Below are 18,914 nucleotides of genomic sequence, written 5' to 3'. Positions count from 1 at the left end.
CGGGGGACGCGACCAAGGGTTAATGGTCCTTTTCCTTCGGTGAGACTAGACTGCGCCGCGAGTTTCGACCTTCAAGCCGCCCGCGCGGCGGCATGATTCAGCCGGAGGCACCAGATGGGTGTCTCGGCCAGTTCTGAGGAGTACGCATGGCTGTCTACAACTATGACGTGGTAGTGCTGGGTTCGGGCCCGGCGGGTGAGGGCGCGGCGATGAACGCGGCCAAAGCCGGGCGTAAAGTGGCAATGGTCGACAGCCGTCGGCAGGTCGGCGGCAATTGCACCCACCTGGGCACGATCCCGTCCAAGGCCCTGCGTCACTCGGTCAAGCAGATCATCCAGTTCAACACCAACCCGATGTTCCGGGCCATTGGCGAGCCACGCTGGTTTTCGTTCCCTGACGTGTTGAAAAACGCCGAGAAGGTCATCAACAAACAAGTCGCTTCGCGCACCGGTTACTACGCGCGCAACCGCGTTGACGTCTTTTTCGGCACCGGCAGCTTCGCCGACGAGCGCAGCATCGACGTGGTGTGCAACAGTGGCGTCGTCGAGAAGCTGGTTGCCAACCAGATCATCATCGCCACCGGCTCGCGACCTTATCGCCCCGCCGATATCGACTTTTCCCACAAACGCATCTATGACAGCGACACCATCCTCAGCCTGGGCCATACCCCGCGCAAATTGATCATCTATGGGGCGGGTGTCATCGGCTGCGAATACGCGTCGATCTTCAGTGGCCTTGGCGTCGAAATCGAACTGATCGACAACCGTGACCAATTGCTGAGCTTCCTGGACTCGGAAATCTCCCAGGGCCTGAGCTATCACTTCAGCAACAACAACGTGATGGTTCGCCACAACGAGGAGTATGAGCGTGTTGAAGGGCTGGACAACGGTGTGATCCTGCACTTGAAGTCTGGCAAAAAGGTCAAGGCTGATGCCTTGCTGTGGTGCAACGGCCGGACCGGCAATACCGACAAGTTGGGTCTGGAAAACGTAGGCATCAAGGCCAACGGTCGTGGGCAGATCGAAGTCGACGAAGCCTACCGCACCAGCCAGCCCAACATTTATGGCGCCGGCGACGTGATCGGCTGGCCGAGTCTGGCCAGTGCTGCGTATGACCAGGGTCGCTCGGCGTCAGGCAGTGCGGTTGATAACGGCGCGTGGCGGTTCGTCAACGACGTGCCGACCGGGATCTACACCATTCCCGAGATCAGCTCGATCGGCCAGAACGAACATGACCTGACCATTGCCAAAGTGCCGTACGAGGTGGGCAAGGCGTTTTTCAAAAGCATGGCGCGTGCGCAGATTTCCAACGAGCCGGTCGGCATGCTGAAGATCCTGTTTCACCGCGAAACCCTGCAGATCCTCGGCGTTCACTGCTTCGGCGACCAGGCGTCCGAGATCGTGCACATCGGTCAGGCGATCATGAACCAGCCAGGCGAGGCGAACACCATCAAGTACTTCGTCAATACCACGTTCAACTACCCGACCATGGCGGAGGCCTATCGGGTCGCCGCATACGACGGCCTCAACCGGCTTTTTTGAGCGGCTCCGGCCGGTGGCCTGAGCCGGCCGGGGAAACCGATTTCAGTATTTCCCAAGGGTGGCGCTGGCCAAACCGGGAAAGTCTGTAATCAGGCTGTCGACGCCGAAGTCGGCGAGTCTGCGCATAAGCGCGGGCTCGTTGACCGTCCACACCGACACATGAAGGCCCTGATTCTGGGCCTTCTTCAACCGCTCGGGCGTGCACAGCGTCCAGTTCAGGGCGAGTATCTCGCAGCCATAACCCTGAGCGACTTTCAGCGGATCAAGCCAGGCGTACTCCGCCACCAGCCCGCGTGAAATGTCAGGCGTCAGCTCCAGGGCCGCGCGCAGCACTTCCCGTGAACTGGAGGTGATCGTCACCTTATCCAGCAATCCGTGACGCTGGGCCATTTCGCGTATGGCCAGCACGGTCGTCGCCGCACGGGTGCGTGATGCGCTTTTGACCTCCAGCTGCCAGTGATCGAAGGCGCACTTCTCGAACAGCTCCTCCAGGCGCGGTATGGGGCAGGGCTGCACCCAGCCCGGTCCGCCCTGGCGCGCGTCGTAGGTCACGAGGTCGACGGCGTCGTGTTCAACGACTTTGCCACGCCGGGCCGTGGTGCGCTTGAGGGTCGGGTCGTGAATCACCATCAGTTCGCCGTCACGGGACAAATGCAGATCCAGTTCGCAACGTTTGACGCCGTGCTTGAGGCATTCCTGAAAGCTGGTCAGAGTATTTTCCGGTGCTTCGCCCTTGGCGCCGCGGTGGCCGTAAATAATGGTCACATTCACTCCTTGGGTACGCGTAGGGCTGAAATCAGTTCGGTTTTACGTCGGGGTCGGCGTGTTCACGCGCCAGTCGTCTCTGCGCGGCTTGTCGTTGCAGGATGTGTCGGGCGAGCAACTGGCGCTGGGCGTCGGTGAGGTCGACCCACTCGGTGCCGACGTCAAAATCGCCGATGGCCAAGGCATCGCAATGGGTCACCCGGGCGCGCAGCATCATTCCCGACGCCTGGGGCATCAGGACCATTTTCACGGACAACAGGGTGCCCGCCGGGAAGGGTTGAGCGGTCTCGAATTGCAGGCCGCCCTCCGACATGACCACGCGCTGCGGGGCACCCAGCTTGCCCAGCGCAGTGTGCGCAACCACCTGGCCCAGCAGGTCGATGCGCTTGCTCATCGCACGAAGAAAGCTGTTGGTGGTGCGGTCGCGATCGTCCAGCTGGCGCAGCAAATGCTGGGATTCAAACTCGGCAACGTGCAATTCGCTCAACAGATCGAAGAGCGTGGAGGTGTCGTGGAACCCTGGATCACCTGCCGTGCCGAGGCCGGCAATGGGGTTAATTTCCAGTGCGACGCTGTCCTCGATACGGTAGTATTCGCGGCGTTCTTCTTCATCTAGTGTCGGCATGGCGAACCCATGGTAGCGGCGGTTGTCAGAGTGATTGCTCAAAATCATGGCTCAGCAAATCGAGCAAGATTGGGCTGTGCTTCGAGTGTAAAGCCGCTTGCCCAGGCCCGCCACAAGGACGTTCCCATTCCTCCGAACAAGCCCCTAAATGTTCAGACCTCTTTTCGTATTCATCGGCACGCGTTATACCCGTGCGAAGCGCCGCAACCATTTTGTCTCCTTCATTTCCCTGACGTCGATGATCGGCCTCGCCCTGGGCGTGGTGGTGATGATCGTCGTGCTGTCGGTCATGAATGGCTTCGACCATGAGATGCGCACCCGCGTGCTGGGCATGGTGCCCCACGCTACCATCGAGTCCGGCGAGCCCATCAGCGACTGGCCGGCCCTGGCGGCCCGCGTCAAGCAGAACAAACAGGTCGAAGCCGTCGCCCCGTTCACCCAGATGCAAGGCCTGCTGACCAACAACGGCAACGTGCAGAAGATCCTGCTCAATGCCATCGACCCGGCGCAGGAGCGCAAGGTGTCGATCATTGACGGCTTCATGAAGCAGGGCAGCCTGGACGACCTGGTCGCCGGGGGCTTCGGCGTAGTGATCGGCGACAAGGCCGCGACCAAGCTCGGTGTCGGCATGGGCGACAAAGTCACCTTCGTATCGCCCGAAGTCACCGTCACCCCGGCCGGCATGTTCCCACGCATGAAGCGCTTCACCGTGGTCGGCATTTTTCATGTCGGCGCCGGCGAGCTGGACGGCTACCTGGGCGTCACCAACCTGCAGGATCTGGCGCGGCTGCACCGTTGGAAGCCGGATCAGGTGCAGGGCTTGCGGCTGAAATTCACCGACCTGTTCAAAGCGCCGCGCACGGCGTACGAGATCGCCCAGAACCTCGGTGAGCATCAGTATTACTCCCGTGACTGGACCCGTACCCACGGCAACCTGTATCAGGCGATCGGCATGGAAAAATCCATCATCGGCCTGCTGCTGTTGCTGATCGTGGCAGTGGCGGCGTTCAACATCATTTCCACGCTGGTCATGGTGGTCAACGACAAGCGCGGTGACATCGCCATTCTTCGCACACTGGGCGCGACCCCGGGCCAAATCATGGCGATTTTCATGGTCCAGGGCACGGTCATCGGGGTGGTCGGTACGCTGATCGGCGCCGGTGTCGGCATCCTTGCAGCGCTCAATGTCAGCTCGGCGATTTCCGCGCTGGAAGGCCTGATCGGCCACAAGTTTCTCAACGCGGATGTCTATTTCATCGACTATCTGCCGTCGCAATTGATGACCCAGGACGTGCTGCTGGTGTGCGGCGCGGCGTTGGTCCTTAGTTTCCTCGCCACCCTGTATCCAGCCTGGCGTGCGGCGCGCACCCAGCCGGCGGAGGCGCTACGTTATGAGTGAGTCGGGCATGAGTGATAAAGCTGTATTGAGCTGCCGCAACCTGGGCAAGTCCTACGAGGAAGGTCCGGAATCCGTGGTCGTCCTGTCGGGCCTGCAGCTGGAGTTGCACCCGGGCGAACGGGTGGCGATCGTCGGCAGTTCGGGGTCGGGCAAGAGCACCTTGCTCAACCTTTTGGGCGGCCTCGACACGCCCACCGAGGGCAGTGTCTGGCTGGCCGGCGAAGAGCTTTCGGCGCTAAACGAGAAGGCCCGCGGCCTGCTGCGCAATCGCGCCCTGGGCTTTGTCTATCAATTCCACCACTTGCTGGCCGAGTTCACCGCGCTGGAAAACGTCTGCATGCCGCTGCTGATCGGCAAGACGTCCATTCCCGAAGCCCGGCAACGTGCTACCGCGCTGCTGGAGCGGGTAGGGCTCAAGCACCGTCTGGCACACAAGCCTTCGGAATTGTCGGGTGGCGAACGTCAGCGCGTCGCCATCGCCCGCGCGCTGGTCAATCAGCCGGGGTTGGTGATGCTCGACGAGCCCACCGGCAACCTTGACTCGCACACAGCGCAGGGGATTCAGGATTTGATGCTGGAGCTCAGCACGTCGTCGCGCACCGCCTTTCTGGTGGTGACCCATGACATGACGCTGGCCCGGCAGATGGACCGCGTGTGGCGTCTCGAAGAAGGCCGTCTGGTCGAAGCATGATCCGTACAGCCCCATGCTCGGGGTTTCCCGGGCATCGGCGTTTTTTACCTTTAGCTGCTTAGTTACGGTGCTCCACGAATGTTCAGACCGTTATCCATCTTTATCGGTACGCGCTACACGCGGGCCAAGCGTCGCAACCACTTCATCTCGTTCATTTCAATGACCTCGATGATCGGGCTGGCGCTGGGCGTGCTGGCGATGATCGTAGTGCTGTCCGTAATGAACGGATTCCAGCAGGAAATGAGCTCGCGCATTCTTGGCATGGTGCCCCACGCCGTGATTTCCGGGGTCAAGCCGCTGGACGACTGGCAGCCGGCTGCCAACGCCTCGCTCAAGGACCCACAGGTCACTGCCGCGGTGCCGTTCACCGAAATGGACGGCATGCTGTCGTACAAAGGCTCGATGCAACCCATTCAAATCAACGGCGTGGACCCGGCGCTGGAACCCAAAGTGTCGATCGTGACCCAGCACATCGTGCAGGGCCGTCTGCAGGATTTGAAGCCGGGTGAATTTGGTGTGGTGATCGGCGAAATCACCGCCCGACGCTTTCGTCTGAACGTGGGCGACAAGCTGACCCTGATCGTGCCGGAAATCAGCAGCGCCCCGGGTGGCATTACCCCGCGCCTGCAGCGGCTGACCGTGGTCGGGGTGTTCAAGGTCGGCGCTGAACTGGACGGCTCGATGGCGCTGGTCAACGTGGCGGATGCCGCGGTGATCCAGCGCTGGCAGCCCAATCAGGTGCAGGGGGTGCGCCTGGCGCTGACTGATCTGTATGCGGCGCCGCAGGTGTCCACGGCCATTGCCGCCGGACTCGGCGCGGACTACAAGGCAGATGACTGGACTCACACCCAAGGCAGTCTGTTCAGCGCGATGAAGATGGAAAAAACCATGATTGGCCTGCTGTTGCTGATGATCGTCGCGGTGGCGGCGTTCAACATCATCGCCACGCTGATTATGGTGGTGAACGACAAGGGCGCCGACATCGCGATCCTGCGAACGATCGGCGCTACGCCTGGACAGATCATGGCGATTTTCATGGTGCAGGGCACCGTGATCGGCATCGTCGGGACGGTCATTGGCGGCGTGCTGGGGGTGATCGCGGCGATCAACGTCAGTCAGATTGTCGGCTGGGTCGAGCGCGTGACAGGCCAGCACATCTTCACGTCGGACGTGTACTTCATCAGCAATCTCCCGTCTCAACTTGAAGGTAGCGATGTGGCGCTGATCTGCAGTGCTGGCTTCATTCTCAGCTTTCTGGCGACGATTTATCCGGCCTACCGCGCCGCACAGATCCAGCCGGCTCACGCCCTGCGCTACGAGTAGGAGATGCCCATGTCGCCCCGCTTTTTCGCCGCTGCCGCGTTGCTGAGTGTGAGCCTGTCGTCGCAGGCGAGCCCGGACGGGCATTACGCGTTCGGCCACCCGGCTGCCGCTGAGCAGGCAACGCGTACCGTCGAAGTGACGCTTGGCGACATGTATTTCGAGCCACAATCGCTGACCGTAAAAAAAGGCGAAACCGTGCGGTTTGTGCTGGTCAACAAGGGGCGGTTGCTGCACGAATTCAACCTGGGGGACGCGGCGATGCATGCGGCGCACCAGCAGGAAATGCTGAAAATGGTCGCCAGCGGCGTGCTCACTCCGACCGGCATGAAGCACGACATGGCCGGTATGCAACATGGGATGGCCCACGGCGCAGGCCCGGACGGGGACGCGTCCATGGGTGGCATGAAGCACGACGATCCCAACAGCGTGCTGGTCGAGCCGGGCAAGACCGCCGAATTGACCTGGACGTTTGCCGACGCCACGGGCCTTGAGTTCGCCTGCAATCTTCCGGGGCATTATCAGGCCGGCATGGTGGGCAAGGTAGCGATCAGTCGGTAAACGCTGAAAACCCGTGCCGAACCCGATAAACTCCGCGGCCTTGGTTTTTAACAGCCACTTTTTTCAGGTTCAGGTTCCCGCCATGCATCCCGCAGCCGAACACTCGCCGCTGGGCAAGTCCAGCGAATACATCGCCACGTACACACCGTCTTTGCTGTTCCCGATCCCGCGCGCTGCCAAATGGGCAGAGCTGGGTCTGACCGCCGAGACGTTGCCTTATCAAGGTGTCGATTTCTGGAATTGCTACGAGCTGTCCTGGCTGTTGCCGTCGGGCAAGCCGGTGGTGGCGATTGGTGAGTTCAGCATTCCGGCGGACTCGGCCAATATCATCGAATCCAAGTCGTTCAAGCTGTACCTGAACTCGCTGAATCAAACCGCGTTCGCCTCTGAAGCCGAGCTCATCGCAACACTGGTGAAGGACCTGTCCGCTGCGGCCGGCAAGCCGGTGGGGGTGCGCATTCGCAGCCTGAAGGACATTGAGGCCGAGGGTATCGTCGCGGTACCGGGTGTCTGCGTCGATGACCTCGACGTGACGATTTCCAGCTATGACCGCCCCCAACCCGAACTGCTGCGCTGCGATGCATCGCGGGTGGTGGACGATGCCCTGCACAGCCATCTGCTTAAATCCAACTGTCCCGTAACGAGCCAGCCCGACTGGGGCAGCGTCGCCGTGCACTACCGTGGCGCGGCGCTGGACCACGCAAGCTTTCTGGCCTACATCGTCAGCTTTCGCCAGCATTCGGATTTCCACGAGCAGTGCGTGGAGCGAATCTTCATGGACCTTCAGCGCCTGCTGAAGCCGCAGACTCTGACCGTGCACGCGCGCTACGTGCGACGGGGCGGGCTGGACATCAATCCCTATCGCAGCACGGAGAGGCTGACGCTGGACAACGGCCGCCTCGCGCGGCAGTGAGCCAGTGCTCCCCCATTTGTTGTAGCCGGCTTGGTGGGGAACGGGTGGGTCTTAAACGAAGCTGTCGACTGACCCACCGCACTCACGGGCAAGCGCGCTTCTAAAGGGGATCTCGGCGACGCAGGCGATCGTCGGCGCACACAAAATCCGTAGGAGCCGGCTTGCTGGCGAACCCGAATGCTCAGACGATGGGAGGGTGACTGACCCACCGCCTTCGCCAGCAAGCCGGCTCCCACAGAATTGAGCCGGCCTGTTTCAATGAGGTGAGCGCGCGGATGCCTGAATCAGATCCCCATGCTGCCCAGCGTCACCAGCACATTGCGCAGGGTGCCTGCGATGGTGGGGTGGTCGACCTCAAAGCGCTCGACCGCGAGGTTCACGCCATCGGCAATGCTAGGGTCCTGGGAGACGGTCTCGAGTTCGATCTGCGCCTGGATCTGCTCCATGACTTCGGTCAGATTCCCGCGCTCCTCCAGCGTCAGCTGTGGATTTTGCTCCAGCTGGTCGCGCAGGGTGTTGAGTTGTAGCTGCAAGTCACTGACGGACATGAGGTGTTCCTTACTCTGATTAGTCTCACGATGGACCGCAATGCGCAGGCAAAGGTCCTTGACCGCCTTAGACTAATCCACTCCGGCCCGCCGTGCATGACGTCAGTCAACTCAGGGCTTTTCCGACTTCTGTCGGCGCAGCGTGATATCGGCGAGGCACGATTCCAGCTCGCCCAGATGATCAATGACCGAATGCGCGCCGGCGGCGTACAGCTCCAGCGTGGCACGGCCGCGACGCCGCTCACGCTCCAGGCTGCTCAGCGCTTCCCACTGCTCGGGCGACAAACCGCACAGCGGGCCGCACGACGCCAGCCCGACGGTCCACAGCCCCGCATTGATGCCCGCCATGATCAGGCGCGGATCGCCGCTGACCAGCACGCAGCCGTCCAGCTGCTTGACGCCCAGGGTCATCAGCGCCTGCCAGCACGCATCAGGCGCCGGCCAGCGGTGGCTTGGCGCGCACGTGGGCAGAATCATCGTGTTGAGGGGCGCGGCCAGTTGATCGGTGATGGAGGAGGGGTATTCATCGAGCCACGCGCAGGGAATGCCACGTTGGCTGAGGTGCTTCAGTGCGTTGATTGCACCGGGTGCAAGCGTGGCGAACGGCTGGGCATGCTGCGAGACGAGGGACTTGCCATCGCTGCCCAGCAGCGTCCGGGTCTGGGCACCGAAATCGACGAGGCAGCCGCTCAGTCCGAACAAGACAGCGGTGAACGAAGGCGCAGCGACGGCGACCGGGGCGAGCATGGCATTCCCTCTCAAAGCCGTTGACGGTAGGGGATCGCCATGACAAACCGATGACTGAACGATGACAGTGCCACCGTCTGTTTATTGCCCTACATAACGCCGTCCATTTCAGCGACGTAAATAGTCACAGAAGGCTTTATACTCCCGCCTTTGGTTTGGGGCGTAGCGCCCGCTTGATTACTTTGACTGGGAGTCTCAGCTATGCCCGAGAACGGTGCTGGCTTTATCAATCGTCTGGTTCGAACGTGCGTGTGGGCCAGTCTGGCCGTGGCGCCGATGGCTGCAAACGCGGCGGACGAAGATCCATGGGAAGGCGTCAACCGTGCAATTTTCCGTTTCAACGACACCGTCGACACGTACGCGCTGAAACCCATCGCCCAGGGCTATGAGTTCATCACGCCGCAGTTTCTCGAAGACGGCATCCACAACATGTTCAAAAACGTCGGTGAAGTGACCAACTTTGCCAACGACGTGCTCCAGGCCAAGCCTGAAGCGGCCGGCGTTGACACCGCTCGCCTGATCTTCAACACCACCTTCGGCCTGCTCGGTTTCTTCGACGTCGGCACCAAGATGGGCCTGCAGCGCAACGATGAAGACTTCGGCCAGACCCTCGGCCATTGGGGCGTGGCCAGCGGCCCGTTCGTGATGCTGCCGCTGTTCGGTCCGAGCACGGTGCGTGACGCATTCGCCAAATACCCGGACACCTACACCCAGCCTTGGCGTTACATCGATCACGTGCCGACGCGCAACACTGCGCTGGGCGTGAGCGTCGTCGACACCCGCGCCAGCCTGCTGTCGGCTGAAAAGCTGATCAATGGCGACAAGTACATCTTCATCCGCAACGCTTACTTGCAGAACCGCGAGTTCAAGGTCAAAGACGGCAAGGTCGTCGACGACTTCTGATCCAGCCGTTCCGGAAAACGATGCTAAAAAGGCGACCTCAGGGTCGCCTTTTTTATTTTCGGTATTTTTCGGAAATGTGACGCGGTTCCCGGTGGCGGTTACTTCATTGCCAGAATCGTCAGGCCCAGTTTCTGTTCGCCGCCGTCAACGTCGGCGATCCAGACCACCTCCGTGTCGGCTTCCAGGCCCTTGAGTGCAGCGTGCTCGGAATCGATGCGCACGCTGATCTTGTCGCCGACCTGAAAGGTGCGGGGCGCCTGTATCTGCATGCCGGAGCTGGATAAGTCCACGCACACCGCCGGGATAATCTGGCCGGCGTAGATAAGGTTGATGTCCGCATCGACCCGCATGCGAATGTAATCCCGTTTTTCTTCGTAATCGCGATCGAGCTGGCCCATGACACATCCTTTGTTTTGATTGCTGATTTAACGGTTCTTATAACTCCGGGTGATTTGCGATGTAAAGACACCGCTCGGCAGCGGGGCTACGCTTGAAACGCCAAGCGGATGGGAGTACCGTCTGCGCCTTGAAGGGCAGCTCTGACATGCGAAGCGTTTGACCAAAAGTCCGCTACGCGCCAGAGAGGCTAGAAGCGAATCCAGTACGCGGCCTGACTGCAACCAGCCGCCTACGCCAACCTATCTGGCGCCGTTTGCCCACATGCAAAAAACCAGTGCCACGCTGCTGATCATCGATGACGACGAAGTAGTGCGCGCGAGTCTCGCCGCCTATTTGGAAGACAGTGGGTTCAGTGTTCTGCAAGCCGGTAATGGCTTGCAGGGTCTACAGACATTCGAGCAGAAAAAGCCCGATCTGCTGATCTGCGATCTGCGCATGCCGCAGGTGGGCGGCCTCGAGCTGATCCGTCAGGTCACCAGCCTTGCACCGGAAACGCCGGTCATCGTGGTGTCAGGTGCGGGTGTGATGAGCGATGCGGTTGAAGCGCTGCGCCTGGGTGCCGCCGATTACCTGATCAAACCCCTCGAAGACCTCGCCGTGCTGGAACACTCGGTCCGTCGTGCGCTCGATCGGGCACGGCTGCTCCAGGAAAACCAGGAATACCGACAGAAGCTGGAGACCGCCAACCGCGAACTCGAGGCCAGCCTGCATCTGCTGCAGGAAGACCAGGACGCGGGCCGTCAGGTGCAGATGAATATGCTGCCGACCAGCCCCTGGGCCATCGACGCGTTCGAATTCGAACATGAGATCATTCCGTCGCTGTACCTGTCGGGGGATTTCGTTGACTACTTCCGGGTAGATGAGCGCCGCGTTGCGTTCTACCTGGCCGACGTATCCGGCCATGGCGCATCGTCCGCGTTCATTACCGTGCTGTTGAAATTCATGACCACGCGCCTGCTGTTCGAGTCCAAGCGCGGCGGCAGTTTGCCGGAGTTCAAGCCGTCCGACGTGCTGGGCCACATCAACCGAGGGCTGATCAGCTGCAAGCTGGGCAAGCACGTGACGATGGTGGGCGGCGTCATCGACGAGGAAACCGGCCAGTTGACCTACAGCGTCGGCGGCCATCTGCCGCTGCCGGTGTTCTACACCCCTGGCGACACGCATTACCTAGAAGGCCGTGGTCTGCCGGTGGGGCTGTTCAATGAAGCAACGTACACCGATCATGTGATCGACCTGCCGGAGTCCTTTAGTCTGACGCTGCTGTCTGACGGCATTCTGGACCTTCTGCCAGGTGATACACTCAAAGAGAAAGAAGCCAACTTGCCCGAACTGGTCAAGGCGGCGGGGGGCAGCCTGGATGGTCTGCGCCAGACGTTTGGATTGGCCACACTCGGGGAGATGCCGGATGATATCGCCTTGTTAGTGTTGAGCAGGAACCTTTAATGAGTACCGGTAGAATCCAGTTCGCCGAGCAAGATGGCACGTTCGTCCTCAAATTTGTGGGTGAAGTGCGTCTGACACTGTGCTCGGCGTTGGATGCGACAATTGAACGAATCTTCACCTCGATGAACTTCTCGACGGTGGTCATCGATCTGACCGAAACCCGCAGCATCGACAGCACGACCCTGGGTCTGCTGGCCAAGCTGTCGATCCTCTCGCGCCAGAAGGCAGGGCTGTTGCCAACGGTCGTGACCACCCACGAAGACATCACGCGCCTGTTGCAGTCCATGGGCTTCGATCAGGTGTTCAATATCGTGGGTCGCCCGATTCCGCGTCTTGAAGCCCTTAGCGACCTGCCGACGCAGGATCAGTGCGAAGACGTGGTCAAGGCGAAGGTCCTCGAGGCGCACAAGATACTGATGGGCTTGAACGACTCCAACCGCGAAGCCTTCCGTGATCTGGTCAATGCCCTCGAACACCAATAGCAACGCCTGTAACGGCACGCCCCGGTCCTGAATTGAGGCGATAAAAAAGGGCGGTACCCCTAGGGTGCCGCCCTTTTTACATGCCTGACGCTTTAGGCTTTGGCCGACAGCATCTTTTCCAGCGCGACCTGGTCACGGGCAAACTGACGAATGCCTTCAGCCAGTTTCTCGGTGGCCATGGCGTCTTCGTTGGAAGCCCAGCGGAACTGGCTTTCGTTGAGGGTGACACGCGCTTCGCCGCCATTGCCCGGCTTGAGCTTCTGGACCAGCGGACCGTTGTCTTCGGCCAGCTTTTGCAGCAGGTCAGGGCTGATGGTCAGGCGGTCGCAGCCGGCCAGTTCTTCGATCTGGCTGAGGTTGCGGAAGCTCGCGCCCATGACCACGGTCTTGTAATCGTTGGCCTTGTAGTAGTTGTAGATGCGGGTGACCGACTGGACGCCCGGATCTTCAGCGCCGACGTAGTCTTTGCCTTCTGCTTTCTTGTACCAGTCGTAGATGCGGCCCACGAATGGCGAGATCAGGAACACGCCGGCGTCAGCGCAGGCTTGTGCCTGTGCGAAGGAAAACAGCAGAGTCAGGTTGCACTGAATGCCTTTCTTCTCCAGCACCTCAGCGGCCTTGATGCCTTCCCAGGTGGAAGCCAGCTTGATCAGGATGCGCTCGCGTCCGATGCCGAAATCTTCGTACAGGCCAACGATGCGATCAGCGCGGTCGATGCAGGCCTGAGTGTCGAACGACAGGCGGGCGTCGACTTCGGTCGATACGCGGCCAGGCACCACTTTCAGAATTTCACGACCGATGGCCACGGCGAAGCGGTCGCTGGCAACGTTGATGTCATTGTTGCTGCCGTTGAACGCTTCTTTCAAACGGTCGCTGTTGCTCTCGCTGGAGGCGGCTTTGAGCAACAGGGAAGGGTTGGTGGTGGCGTCAACGGGCTTGAGCTTTTCGATGGCGGCGAAATCGCCGGTGTCGGCGACGACGGTGGTGAATTGCTTGAGTTGTTCCAGCTTGGAAGTCATGAGCGTGCTCTGTCCTGTGGGTTTGCTGACCTTACCCGAGCCCCGCCGGTCACTCAAGGGCGTAAACCGCAACAGATACGCGGGTCTAGACGCCTGCGCTTGCGCAAACAGTGTGCCTGCGCGTTCGCCATGATCCGGGCGCTGCAAGCTTTTTTGAAAAGACAGCGCGGGGTCATGGTCTGTCGGTTCCCGAGGAGGACGGATACTCGAATCCAGACTGCTTGGAGCGCGGACGGCCCGGGATGTTCCCGCTGGCCGGCATCTTATCCGCCGATGGGCTGCTCCGGGCCCGCAGAGGGAAACAAGCGTCGAGTGCCGGCGCCCCTGTCGGATGCCAGGATCAGCGAATGGGCGCTTCCCGGCAGTCGCTGTCGACCGTCTGGATCTGCGTAGCCTGGTCGAAGACTTCGAGGTGAACCTGGCACGTCGCCTCGGCTGGCAGGGTCAGGCTCACGCTGTTCGCCGCGACGCCGGTCTGCAGGTCGCCCTGCTGGTTGATGGACGAGGTGCCTTGGGCGCTGGTCTGCCTGACCGTCATGCGGTAGTGCAGCGTGAGCGGGGCAGGGTTCTCGAGGCGCGGGCGGATGATCACCGTTGAACCTCGGTGCTGGATGTCCAGGCTCGCGATTAGCTGAGTAAAGTCCATCACAGGGTCACCGCTGCGTCGCGCTGGCGTTCATGTTGTCACCGAACTGCTTGATCGAGACGGCACCGCCGAACCCGGCCTGGCTGACGCTGGCCTGGTTGGCCTGACCGTACTGACCGACGAAAGCCTGATTGTAAGCGCCGGTCTGCACCACGCTGGCGGCGTTGTCAGTGCCGTACTGGGCAACGCCGGTCTGGTTGTTATTGCCCGACTGATTGACCTGCGCGGTGTTGGCCGTGCCGTTCTGCTGCGCGGTGATCGCATTGTTCACGCCGCTCTGGTTAACCACCGCCTGGTTGCGACTGCCGGTCTGGATCAGCGCCTGATTCTGCCGGGCCCCGCTCTGATCGACCCGGGCGTTGTTAGAGGCGCCGATCTGCGAAATGGTCGCGACGCTGTTGCCGACGGTGATGTCCGCGTAGCGTGCCTCGCGCACCAGGTCCTGCGCCTGGGCCAGCGTGCCGGTGAGCAGCAGTAGCGCTGCGGCCAAACCGAATCCTTTAGCGTTGCGTTCCATTCTTCTCTCCTGTGGCAACAATGTCCTTGTCCGCATCAGCCAGCGGCAAGGTGGTCATTTGTTCGTCGTAGCTCTGCAGATAGCTCTGCAGGAGCGGCTTGTTCAGGTCGCCCGGGTTTTTCAGATTCCAGCTGCCGTCCCGTGCACCTTGGGCAATCATGTGGATCAGCGCGGTCTCGATGGCTTCGCGCACGCATTGCTGCACGGGTTCGTTGCGCGACAGTCCGGTCTCGACCTCCAGCAAGTGCTTGAGGGAGACGAAGCGGAAGATGCCGAAATCGACCTGAATCGAGAAAACGGTTTTGGTGGTGGTGATGCTCTGGATGATGTCACCGGTGCGGATGTCCACCGCCCTCAGGTTGACGGTCACCTGATCCTGGCGGTAAAGCTCTGACGGCCCGACGCCGAGGTAGCGAACGCCGATGCCGCCGGTGCGCACGTTGCTCTCGTAGGCAACAATGGCGCCTTCGATGATCATGTTCGCCGGTCGCAGCGCAGGCAGTTGCACCTGCGCCTGATCCTGCGGCTGCTCCAGCGCGCGGATGATCTTGCGCTCGGTGAGCAGGTCCTGGAGGTTTTCCCGCTCCACCGGCTTGAACCAGCGGGAGTCGCGCAGCGCGCTGATCAGCAGCGACGCGGCGCCTTGGGTCACCGAGGTGGAAAACGAGCTGTCGGGTGACGGCTTGTACTGACCGGTCTGGTCGCGCAGGCCGTACACGGCGACGCTGATCGGACCGGCGGGTGGCGGCAGATGAGTCAGGTCACGCAGGCTCTGGGTCGCAGGCGAAAGCGTGGCCGGGGAAATGGTCGCGGCAGGGCGAGACGTGGTGCAGCCGGCAATCAGCATGACGGCGGTGAAAATCAACATGAGGGGACGGACGCGCATTCTTTCTCTTCCCGCAAGAAAACCCCGCCAGACCCTGGCGGGGTAAAACATCTTAATGTTGGTAGATCGAGGCGACGTTGCCGCTGCCGCCGGTCTGGCTGACGTTGGCGACCAGGTTGTTGCCGGACTGGGTCAGGCCGACGATGTTGGAGGATTGTGAAGTGCCAGTGCCGGTCTGACTCACGACCGCGCGGTTGTTGTTACCGGTCTGCAGCAGGGTTTCTTCGTTGTTGACGCTGGTCTGAGTGCTGGACGCGTAATTGTTGTTGCCGACCTGCTGCACGTCTGCGGTGAGCGAAGTGCCGTTTTGCGAAACGGAGAGCGTGTTGAAGTCGCCGCGCTGCTGAGCGGTGGCGGTGCTGAAGCTAGTACCCGTCTGCTGGATGGAGCCGACGTTGTTGTTGCCGGTTTGTTGCAGGGTGGCGGCTACCAGCGCCTGGTTACGCTCCTGCGAAACGGCCCCGGTATTGCTGTTGCCCGCCTGGGTGACTTTGCCAGTCACGCTGTTGCTGTTGCCCTGTTGCGAAACGCTCGCCAGGTTGTAACTGCCGGCTTGAGAAATGATCCCGCCAACGCCCGTGCTGTTGCGGGTTTGCGAAGTGCTGGCGGTGTTGTTGTTACCGCCGCCCTGGGTGATGGAGGCGCTGGTGCTGTAGTTGCCCTGTTGATCAATGGTCGCTTTGCTGTAACCGCCGGACTGATCCAGGCTTGCAATTTGCGGTTGTGGACCACCGGCGTTCTGAGTGATCGAGCCGGAGTTGTTGTTCCCGGCCTGCTTGGCGCCGGCGATGTTGTAGTAGCCGGTCTGATTGATGGTCAGGTTGCTGTAGGTCGCGCGCTGGCTGACAGGGGTGCCGCCATTGAGGCTGGAGCCAGCGGTGTTACGGCCGCCGTTCTGATTGACGGTAACGGTCGACTGGGTGGCGCCTTGCTGATCGACGGCCAGTTTGTTGTCAGAACCGGCCTGGCTGGTGTTGACGGTGCTCGAGTCGGCCATGGCCGCGCCGGAGACCGCAAACAGGATAGCCAGCGACAGTAAGGATTTACGTGCGTGCATGATGATCTTCCTTATCAATGTTGTAATGAGTGGGTGTTGCGGGCAAACGGTTGCGGCGGGTCTTACGGTTGATTCACTTGAAACTGGGTGGTCTGGCCGGTGTTCTTGTCGGTCGTGACGATCTGCAACAGGCCGCCCTGCAAGTTGGTGATTGCGATGCGAAAGTCAGTGGTTTCCACGGTGCCCGGCACCAGTTGGCCATTGGCGCCGACGATGCTGGAGGTCACGGCCGACGACACCCGGCTCAGGATGGCGCTCTGCAACATGCTGTTGAACTGGGTCAAGGCGGTTTGCCCCGAAGCGCCTGACGACGAAGACTTTTCGACGTAGTGGTTTTGCGCCTGCGCCTGATTGAGCAGCACCGGACCGTTCAAGGGGTTACCGCCAAACGACGGGTTGTTTGGCACATACGCCAGTTCACTGGCCTGGGCACTTGTACTGATACCGGCCATTAACGCGAGGCTGCCGACAACAAACCAACTGCGTTGCATAGTGAGTCCTCTCATAGCTCGTCTCGTCCCATGTCCGGGTCGCCAAAGAATTGCGCCAACTGATAATCAAGAATGGCCTGGTAGACCTGGCCGGCTGCGTCAGCCGCAATGGCTGGAATCAGCGTCCGGTTAGGCGGCAGGAACATTTGAAACAACCGGCGATTGCCGTAATCAACAAAGACCTGGCTGCCTAAACGGGCGGTCGGGCGTTCGGTAATGGTGACGGTAAACGTCTCGGCTTCATCTTTATCGCGCCAGGTGTTGGCGAAACTGTCATAAAACGTACGACCGGCCAGGGTCATGGTTTGTCCGATCACCATGCCGCCAACATCGCGGTGGTTAAGCGTTCGATGCTGTTCAACGGTCGCAGTCGTATTGACGCTCGGTTGGGCAAATGCCGTGGTTGCGGCGCACAGAAGCACCAGCGGCAGGCCGAGAACTTCAAGTCTTCTCATGGTGTGTACGATTAGGGGGGCAAGTGGTTATTCGTTATATATGAATAATTGTCTTTTGCTAGTACTTGGCCAAAATAAAGCTGCTTTATTTTATTGGCGTCAACTTCCACTAATATTGATGCAGGGCAGGTTGTAAAAGTGGTGACTGGCGGCGTTGCAAATCGGTGGCGTCAATTAATAATCAACAAGTGTTTATTGTAAGAGCGGCCTCTATCGAGCCGGCGATAAAGGCAAGTAAAAACGCCTTCTTGTTAGCGTGCTAACAATAAGGCGTGTATTAAAGCCGGTCAGTAGATTGACTGCGTTTCGGTGGGTGCGTTTTATGCGAATCACGACAATTAACGTTCTTTGCGAAAATCAATTTTGCGCACTTGGGTGGCCAACGCCAGCCTTTCAGCGGCTTCATCGTTCAGGCATTGCCGTTGCCTACAGCTCGCACCTGCGAACTGTTAGACTGCGCGTCCTCTTCGCCCGACCTCTTTATCTGCCTCATGTTGCCGACCACCGCACCTCACGCTGACCATCTGCCGTCCGAGCCTTCACGGCGTTTCTCCGTTGCCCCGATGATGGACTGGACGGACCGCCACTGCCGATTCTTCCTGCGTCTGCTGTCGAAAAACGCGCTGCTCTACACCGAGATGGTCACCACCGGCGCCTTGCTCCACGGCGACACCGAGCGCTTCTTGCGCCACGACGAGGCAGAGCACCCCCTGGCCTTGCAACTGGGCGGCAGCAATCCCGCCGACCTCGCCGCGTGCGCGCGTCTGGCGCAGGCAGCGGGCTATGATGAAGTCAACCTCAACGTTGGCTGCCCGAGCGACCGGGTGCAGAACAACATGATTGGTGCGGTGTTGATGGGCCATCCGCAGCTGGTGGCTGATTGCGTGAAGGCCATGCGTGACGCGGTGACGATTCCGGTCACGGTCAAGCACCGCATCGGCATCAATGGTCGCGACAGTTACGAACAGCTCTGCGCGTTTGTCGGCACCGTGCGCGACGCCGGCTGCACCAGCTTCACGGTGCACGCCCGCATCGCCATCCTCGAGGGCCTGTCGCCCAAGGAGAACCGTGACATTCCGCCGTTGCGCTATGACATCGCTGCGCAGCTCAAGCAGGACTTTCCCGAGCTGGAGATCGTCCTCAACGGCGGCATCAAGACCCTGGAGCAATGCCGGGAGCAATTGAATACCTTCGATGGCGTGATGCTCGGGCGTGAGGCATATCACAACCCGTACCTGCTGGCGGAGGTGGATCGCGAACTGTTCGGCAGCGACGCACCGCAGATCACCCGCGCCGAGGCTCTGTCGCAGCTACGGCCCTATGTCGCCGCGCACCTTGGCGAGGGCGGGTCGATGCACCACATCACCCGTCACGTGCTGGGCCTGGGCACCGGCTTCCCCGGTGCCCGCAAGTTTCGGCAGATGCTGTCCGTGGACATCCACAAGACGGACGATCCCCTGGGCTTGCTGGATCGCGCAGGGGAATTGCTGGAGGGGCGGTGAGTCC

Annotated in this window: 22 protein-coding genes; 10 read left to right on the top strand and 12 right to left on the bottom strand. The window is 60.7% G+C overall.

Going from position 1 to position 18,914, the window contains the following annotated elements; all coding sequences use genetic code 11:
* Nucleotides 1-146 precede the first annotated feature (146 nt).
* Nucleotides 147-1,541: a Si-specific NAD(P)(+) transhydrogenase gene (gene sthA, locus VF672_RS02645; RefSeq protein WP_331101162.1), complete on the top strand. Its 1,395-nt coding sequence runs from the start codon at nt 147-149 to the stop codon at nt 1,539-1,541.
* A gap of 42 nt (nt 1,542-1,583) precedes the next feature.
* Here the strand turns inward: sthA and VF672_RS02640 are convergent, their stop codons facing one another.
* Both VF672_RS02640 and VF672_RS02635 read right to left on the bottom strand, forming a co-directional pair.
* Nucleotides 1,584-2,306, bottom strand: a complete 723-nt coding sequence (locus VF672_RS02640) for a glycerophosphodiester phosphodiesterase (RefSeq protein WP_331101160.1) — start codon at nt 2,304-2,306, stop codon at nt 1,584-1,586.
* Between the two features lie 31 nt (nt 2,307-2,337).
* Nucleotides 2,338-2,931 carry a PilZ domain-containing protein gene (locus tag VF672_RS02635; protein WP_331101158.1) on the bottom strand — a complete coding sequence of 198 codons (594 nt, stop codon included), beginning with the start codon at nt 2,929-2,931 and terminating at the stop codon, nt 2,338-2,340.
* A 148-nt stretch (nt 2,932-3,079) separates the two neighbouring features.
* Here VF672_RS02635 and VF672_RS02630 point away from each other — a divergent pair, with 148 nt between their 5' ends.
* The 5 genes from VF672_RS02630 (at nt 3,080) to queF (ending at nt 7,815) form a co-directional block, all read left to right on the top strand.
* The gene (locus VF672_RS02630) at nt 3,080-4,330 is read left to right on the top strand and encodes a lipoprotein-releasing ABC transporter permease subunit (protein WP_331101156.1); all 1,251 of its coding nucleotides are present in this window, start codon (nt 3,080-3,082) and stop codon (nt 4,328-4,330) included.
* Between the two features lie 7 nt (nt 4,331-4,337).
* Nucleotides 4,338-5,021 carry a lipoprotein-releasing ABC transporter ATP-binding protein LolD gene (lolD, locus tag VF672_RS02625; protein ID WP_331101154.1) on the top strand — a complete coding sequence of 228 codons (684 nt, stop codon included), beginning with the start codon at nt 4,338-4,340 and terminating at the stop codon, nt 5,019-5,021.
* Between the two features lie 78 nt (nt 5,022-5,099).
* Nucleotides 5,100-6,344, top strand: a complete 1,245-nt coding sequence (locus VF672_RS02620; protein WP_331101152.1) for a lipoprotein-releasing ABC transporter permease subunit — start codon at nt 5,100-5,102, stop codon at nt 6,342-6,344.
* A gap of 3 nt (nt 6,345-6,347) precedes the next feature.
* On the top strand, nt 6,348-6,902 hold the full coding sequence (locus VF672_RS02615; protein WP_414705560.1) for a cupredoxin domain-containing protein: 555 nt from the start codon (nt 6,348-6,350) through the stop codon (nt 6,900-6,902).
* Between the two features lie 82 nt (nt 6,903-6,984).
* Nucleotides 6,985-7,815: an NADPH-dependent 7-cyano-7-deazaguanine reductase QueF gene (gene queF / locus VF672_RS02610; RefSeq protein WP_331101148.1), complete on the top strand. Its 831-nt coding sequence runs from the start codon at nt 6,985-6,987 to the stop codon at nt 7,813-7,815.
* A 284-nt stretch (nt 7,816-8,099) separates the two neighbouring features.
* On the opposite strand, the gene VF672_RS02605 is transcribed toward queF, so the two are convergent.
* Together VF672_RS02605 and VF672_RS02600 are read right to left on the bottom strand one after the other, a co-directional pair.
* Nucleotides 8,100-8,363 carry a DUF4404 family protein gene (locus VF672_RS02605; RefSeq protein WP_331101146.1) on the bottom strand — a complete coding sequence of 88 codons (264 nt, stop codon included), beginning with the start codon at nt 8,361-8,363 and terminating at the stop codon, nt 8,100-8,102.
* Nucleotides 8,364-8,474: 111 nt separating this feature from the next.
* On the bottom strand, nt 8,475-9,110 hold the full coding sequence (locus tag VF672_RS02600) for an HAD family phosphatase (RefSeq protein WP_331101145.1): 636 nt from the start codon (nt 9,108-9,110) through the stop codon (nt 8,475-8,477).
* 201 nt (nt 9,111-9,311) lie between these two features.
* Here VF672_RS02600 and VF672_RS02595 point away from each other — a divergent pair, with 201 nt between their 5' ends.
* On the top strand, nt 9,312-10,013 hold the full coding sequence (locus tag VF672_RS02595; RefSeq protein WP_331101144.1) for a VacJ family lipoprotein: 702 nt from the start codon (nt 9,312-9,314) through the stop codon (nt 10,011-10,013).
* 98 nt (nt 10,014-10,111) lie between these two features.
* On the opposite strand, the gene VF672_RS02590 is transcribed toward VF672_RS02595, so the two are convergent.
* Nucleotides 10,112-10,411, bottom strand: a complete 300-nt coding sequence (locus VF672_RS02590; RefSeq protein WP_331101143.1) for a PilZ domain-containing protein — start codon at nt 10,409-10,411, stop codon at nt 10,112-10,114.
* 262 nt (nt 10,412-10,673) lie between these two features.
* Between VF672_RS02590 and rssB the strand changes: the two genes are divergently transcribed.
* The gene (rssB, locus tag VF672_RS02585) at nt 10,674-11,855 is read left to right on the top strand and encodes a two-component system response regulator RssB (RefSeq protein WP_331101142.1); all 1,182 of its coding nucleotides are present in this window, start codon (nt 10,674-10,676) and stop codon (nt 11,853-11,855) included.
* On the top strand, nt 11,855-12,337 hold the full coding sequence (rssC, locus tag VF672_RS02580; RefSeq protein WP_237253988.1) for an anti-sigma factor antagonist RssC: 483 nt from the start codon (nt 11,855-11,857) through the stop codon (nt 12,335-12,337). The genes rssB and rssC overlap by 1 nt, the downstream gene beginning before the upstream one ends.
* A gap of 92 nt (nt 12,338-12,429) precedes the next feature.
* On the opposite strand, the gene tal is transcribed toward rssC, so the two are convergent.
* The 7 genes from tal to VF672_RS02545 form a co-directional block, all read right to left on the bottom strand.
* Nucleotides 12,430-13,356: a transaldolase gene (tal, locus tag VF672_RS02575; RefSeq protein ID WP_331101140.1), complete on the bottom strand. Its 927-nt coding sequence runs from the start codon at nt 13,354-13,356 to the stop codon at nt 12,430-12,432.
* Nucleotides 13,357-13,696: 340 nt separating this feature from the next.
* Nucleotides 13,697-14,002: a curli-like amyloid fiber formation chaperone CsgH gene (gene csgH / locus VF672_RS02570; RefSeq protein WP_331101138.1), complete on the bottom strand. Its 306-nt coding sequence runs from the start codon at nt 14,000-14,002 to the stop codon at nt 13,697-13,699.
* Between the two features lie 7 nt (nt 14,003-14,009).
* Nucleotides 14,010-14,519, bottom strand: a complete 510-nt coding sequence (locus VF672_RS02565; RefSeq protein ID WP_331101136.1) for a curlin-associated protein — start codon at nt 14,517-14,519, stop codon at nt 14,010-14,012.
* Complete coding sequence (locus VF672_RS02560) at nt 14,503-15,405, bottom strand: CsgG/HfaB family protein (RefSeq protein ID WP_331101134.1); 903 nt, start codon at nt 15,403-15,405, stop codon at nt 14,503-14,505. The genes VF672_RS02565 and VF672_RS02560 overlap by 17 nt, the downstream gene beginning before the upstream one ends.
* A 52-nt stretch (nt 15,406-15,457) precedes the next feature.
* The gene (locus VF672_RS02555; RefSeq protein WP_331101132.1) at nt 15,458-16,462 is read right to left on the bottom strand and encodes a hypothetical protein; all 1,005 of its coding nucleotides are present in this window, start codon (nt 16,460-16,462) and stop codon (nt 15,458-15,460) included.
* A 62-nt stretch (nt 16,463-16,524) separates the two neighbouring features.
* Nucleotides 16,525-16,953, bottom strand: a complete 429-nt coding sequence (locus VF672_RS02550) for a curli assembly protein CsgF (RefSeq protein WP_331101130.1) — start codon at nt 16,951-16,953, stop codon at nt 16,525-16,527.
* 11 nt (nt 16,954-16,964) lie between these two features.
* Entirely contained in the window at nt 16,965-17,408 is a 444-nt protein-coding gene (locus tag VF672_RS02545; protein WP_331101128.1) for a CsgE family curli-type amyloid fiber assembly protein, read from the bottom strand.
* 491 nt (nt 17,409-17,899) lie between these two features.
* Between VF672_RS02545 and dusA the strand changes: the two genes are divergently transcribed.
* The gene (dusA, locus tag VF672_RS02540) at nt 17,900-18,910 is read left to right on the top strand and encodes a tRNA dihydrouridine(20/20a) synthase DusA (RefSeq protein ID WP_331101126.1); all 1,011 of its coding nucleotides are present in this window, start codon (nt 17,900-17,902) and stop codon (nt 18,908-18,910) included.
* The last annotated feature ends 4 nt before the right edge of the window (nt 18,911-18,914 follow it).

The sequence above is a fragment of the Pseudomonas sp. genome, from assembly GCF_036387035.1.
GTDB lineage: Bacteria > Pseudomonadota > Gammaproteobacteria > Pseudomonadales > Pseudomonadaceae > Aquipseudomonas.
Note: the sequence above shows the minus strand (reverse complement) of the source record. Positions and strands in the feature narration are given on the sequence as shown.

What these genes read in the sequence shown, in the direction of transcription:
- sthA (WP_331101162.1), top strand. Translation starts at nt 147, where the DNA reads ATGGCTGTCTACAACTATGACGTGGTAGTGCTGGGTTCGGGCCCGGCG.
- VF672_RS02635 (WP_331101158.1), bottom strand. Translation starts at nt 2,931, where the DNA reads ATGCCGACACTAGATGAAGAAGAACGCCGCGAATACTACCGTATCGAG.
- VF672_RS02630 (WP_331101156.1), top strand. Translation starts at nt 3,080, where the DNA reads ATGTTCAGACCTCTTTTCGTATTCATCGGCACGCGTTATACCCGTGCG.
- lolD (WP_331101154.1), top strand. Translation starts at nt 4,338, where the DNA reads ATGAGTGATAAAGCTGTATTGAGCTGCCGCAACCTGGGCAAGTCCTAC.
- VF672_RS02620 (WP_331101152.1), top strand. Translation starts at nt 5,100, where the DNA reads ATGTTCAGACCGTTATCCATCTTTATCGGTACGCGCTACACGCGGGCC.
- VF672_RS02615 (WP_414705560.1), top strand. Translation starts at nt 6,348, where the DNA reads ATGCCCATGTCGCCCCGCTTTTTCGCCGCTGCCGCGTTGCTGAGTGTG.
- queF (WP_331101148.1), top strand. Translation starts at nt 6,985, where the DNA reads ATGCATCCCGCAGCCGAACACTCGCCGCTGGGCAAGTCCAGCGAATAC.
- VF672_RS02605 (WP_331101146.1), bottom strand. Translation starts at nt 8,363, where the DNA reads ATGTCCGTCAGTGACTTGCAGCTACAACTCAACACCCTGCGCGACCAG.
- VF672_RS02600 (WP_331101145.1), bottom strand. Translation starts at nt 9,110, where the DNA reads ATGCTCGCCCCGGTCGCCGTCGCTGCGCCTTCGTTCACCGCTGTCTTG.
- VF672_RS02595 (WP_331101144.1), top strand. Translation starts at nt 9,312, where the DNA reads ATGCCCGAGAACGGTGCTGGCTTTATCAATCGTCTGGTTCGAACGTGC.
- VF672_RS02590 (WP_331101143.1), bottom strand. Translation starts at nt 10,411, where the DNA reads ATGGGCCAGCTCGATCGCGATTACGAAGAAAAACGGGATTACATTCGC.
- rssB (WP_331101142.1), top strand. Translation starts at nt 10,674, where the DNA reads ATGCAAAAAACCAGTGCCACGCTGCTGATCATCGATGACGACGAAGTA.
- rssC (WP_237253988.1), top strand. Translation starts at nt 11,855, where the DNA reads ATGAGTACCGGTAGAATCCAGTTCGCCGAGCAAGATGGCACGTTCGTC.
- tal (WP_331101140.1), bottom strand. Translation starts at nt 13,356, where the DNA reads ATGACTTCCAAGCTGGAACAACTCAAGCAATTCACCACCGTCGTCGCC.
- csgH (WP_331101138.1), bottom strand. Translation starts at nt 14,002, where the DNA reads ATGGACTTTACTCAGCTAATCGCGAGCCTGGACATCCAGCACCGAGGT.
- VF672_RS02565 (WP_331101136.1), bottom strand. Translation starts at nt 14,519, where the DNA reads ATGGAACGCAACGCTAAAGGATTCGGTTTGGCCGCAGCGCTACTGCTG.
- VF672_RS02560 (WP_331101134.1), bottom strand. Translation starts at nt 15,405, where the DNA reads ATGCGCGTCCGTCCCCTCATGTTGATTTTCACCGCCGTCATGCTGATT.
- VF672_RS02555 (WP_331101132.1), bottom strand. Translation starts at nt 16,462, where the DNA reads ATGCACGCACGTAAATCCTTACTGTCGCTGGCTATCCTGTTTGCGGTC.
- VF672_RS02550 (WP_331101130.1), bottom strand. Translation starts at nt 16,953, where the DNA reads ATGCAACGCAGTTGGTTTGTTGTCGGCAGCCTCGCGTTAATGGCCGGT.
- VF672_RS02545 (WP_331101128.1), bottom strand. Translation starts at nt 17,408, where the DNA reads ATGAGAAGACTTGAAGTTCTCGGCCTGCCGCTGGTGCTTCTGTGCGCC.
- dusA (WP_331101126.1), top strand. Translation starts at nt 17,900, where the DNA reads ATGTTGCCGACCACCGCACCTCACGCTGACCATCTGCCGTCCGAGCCT.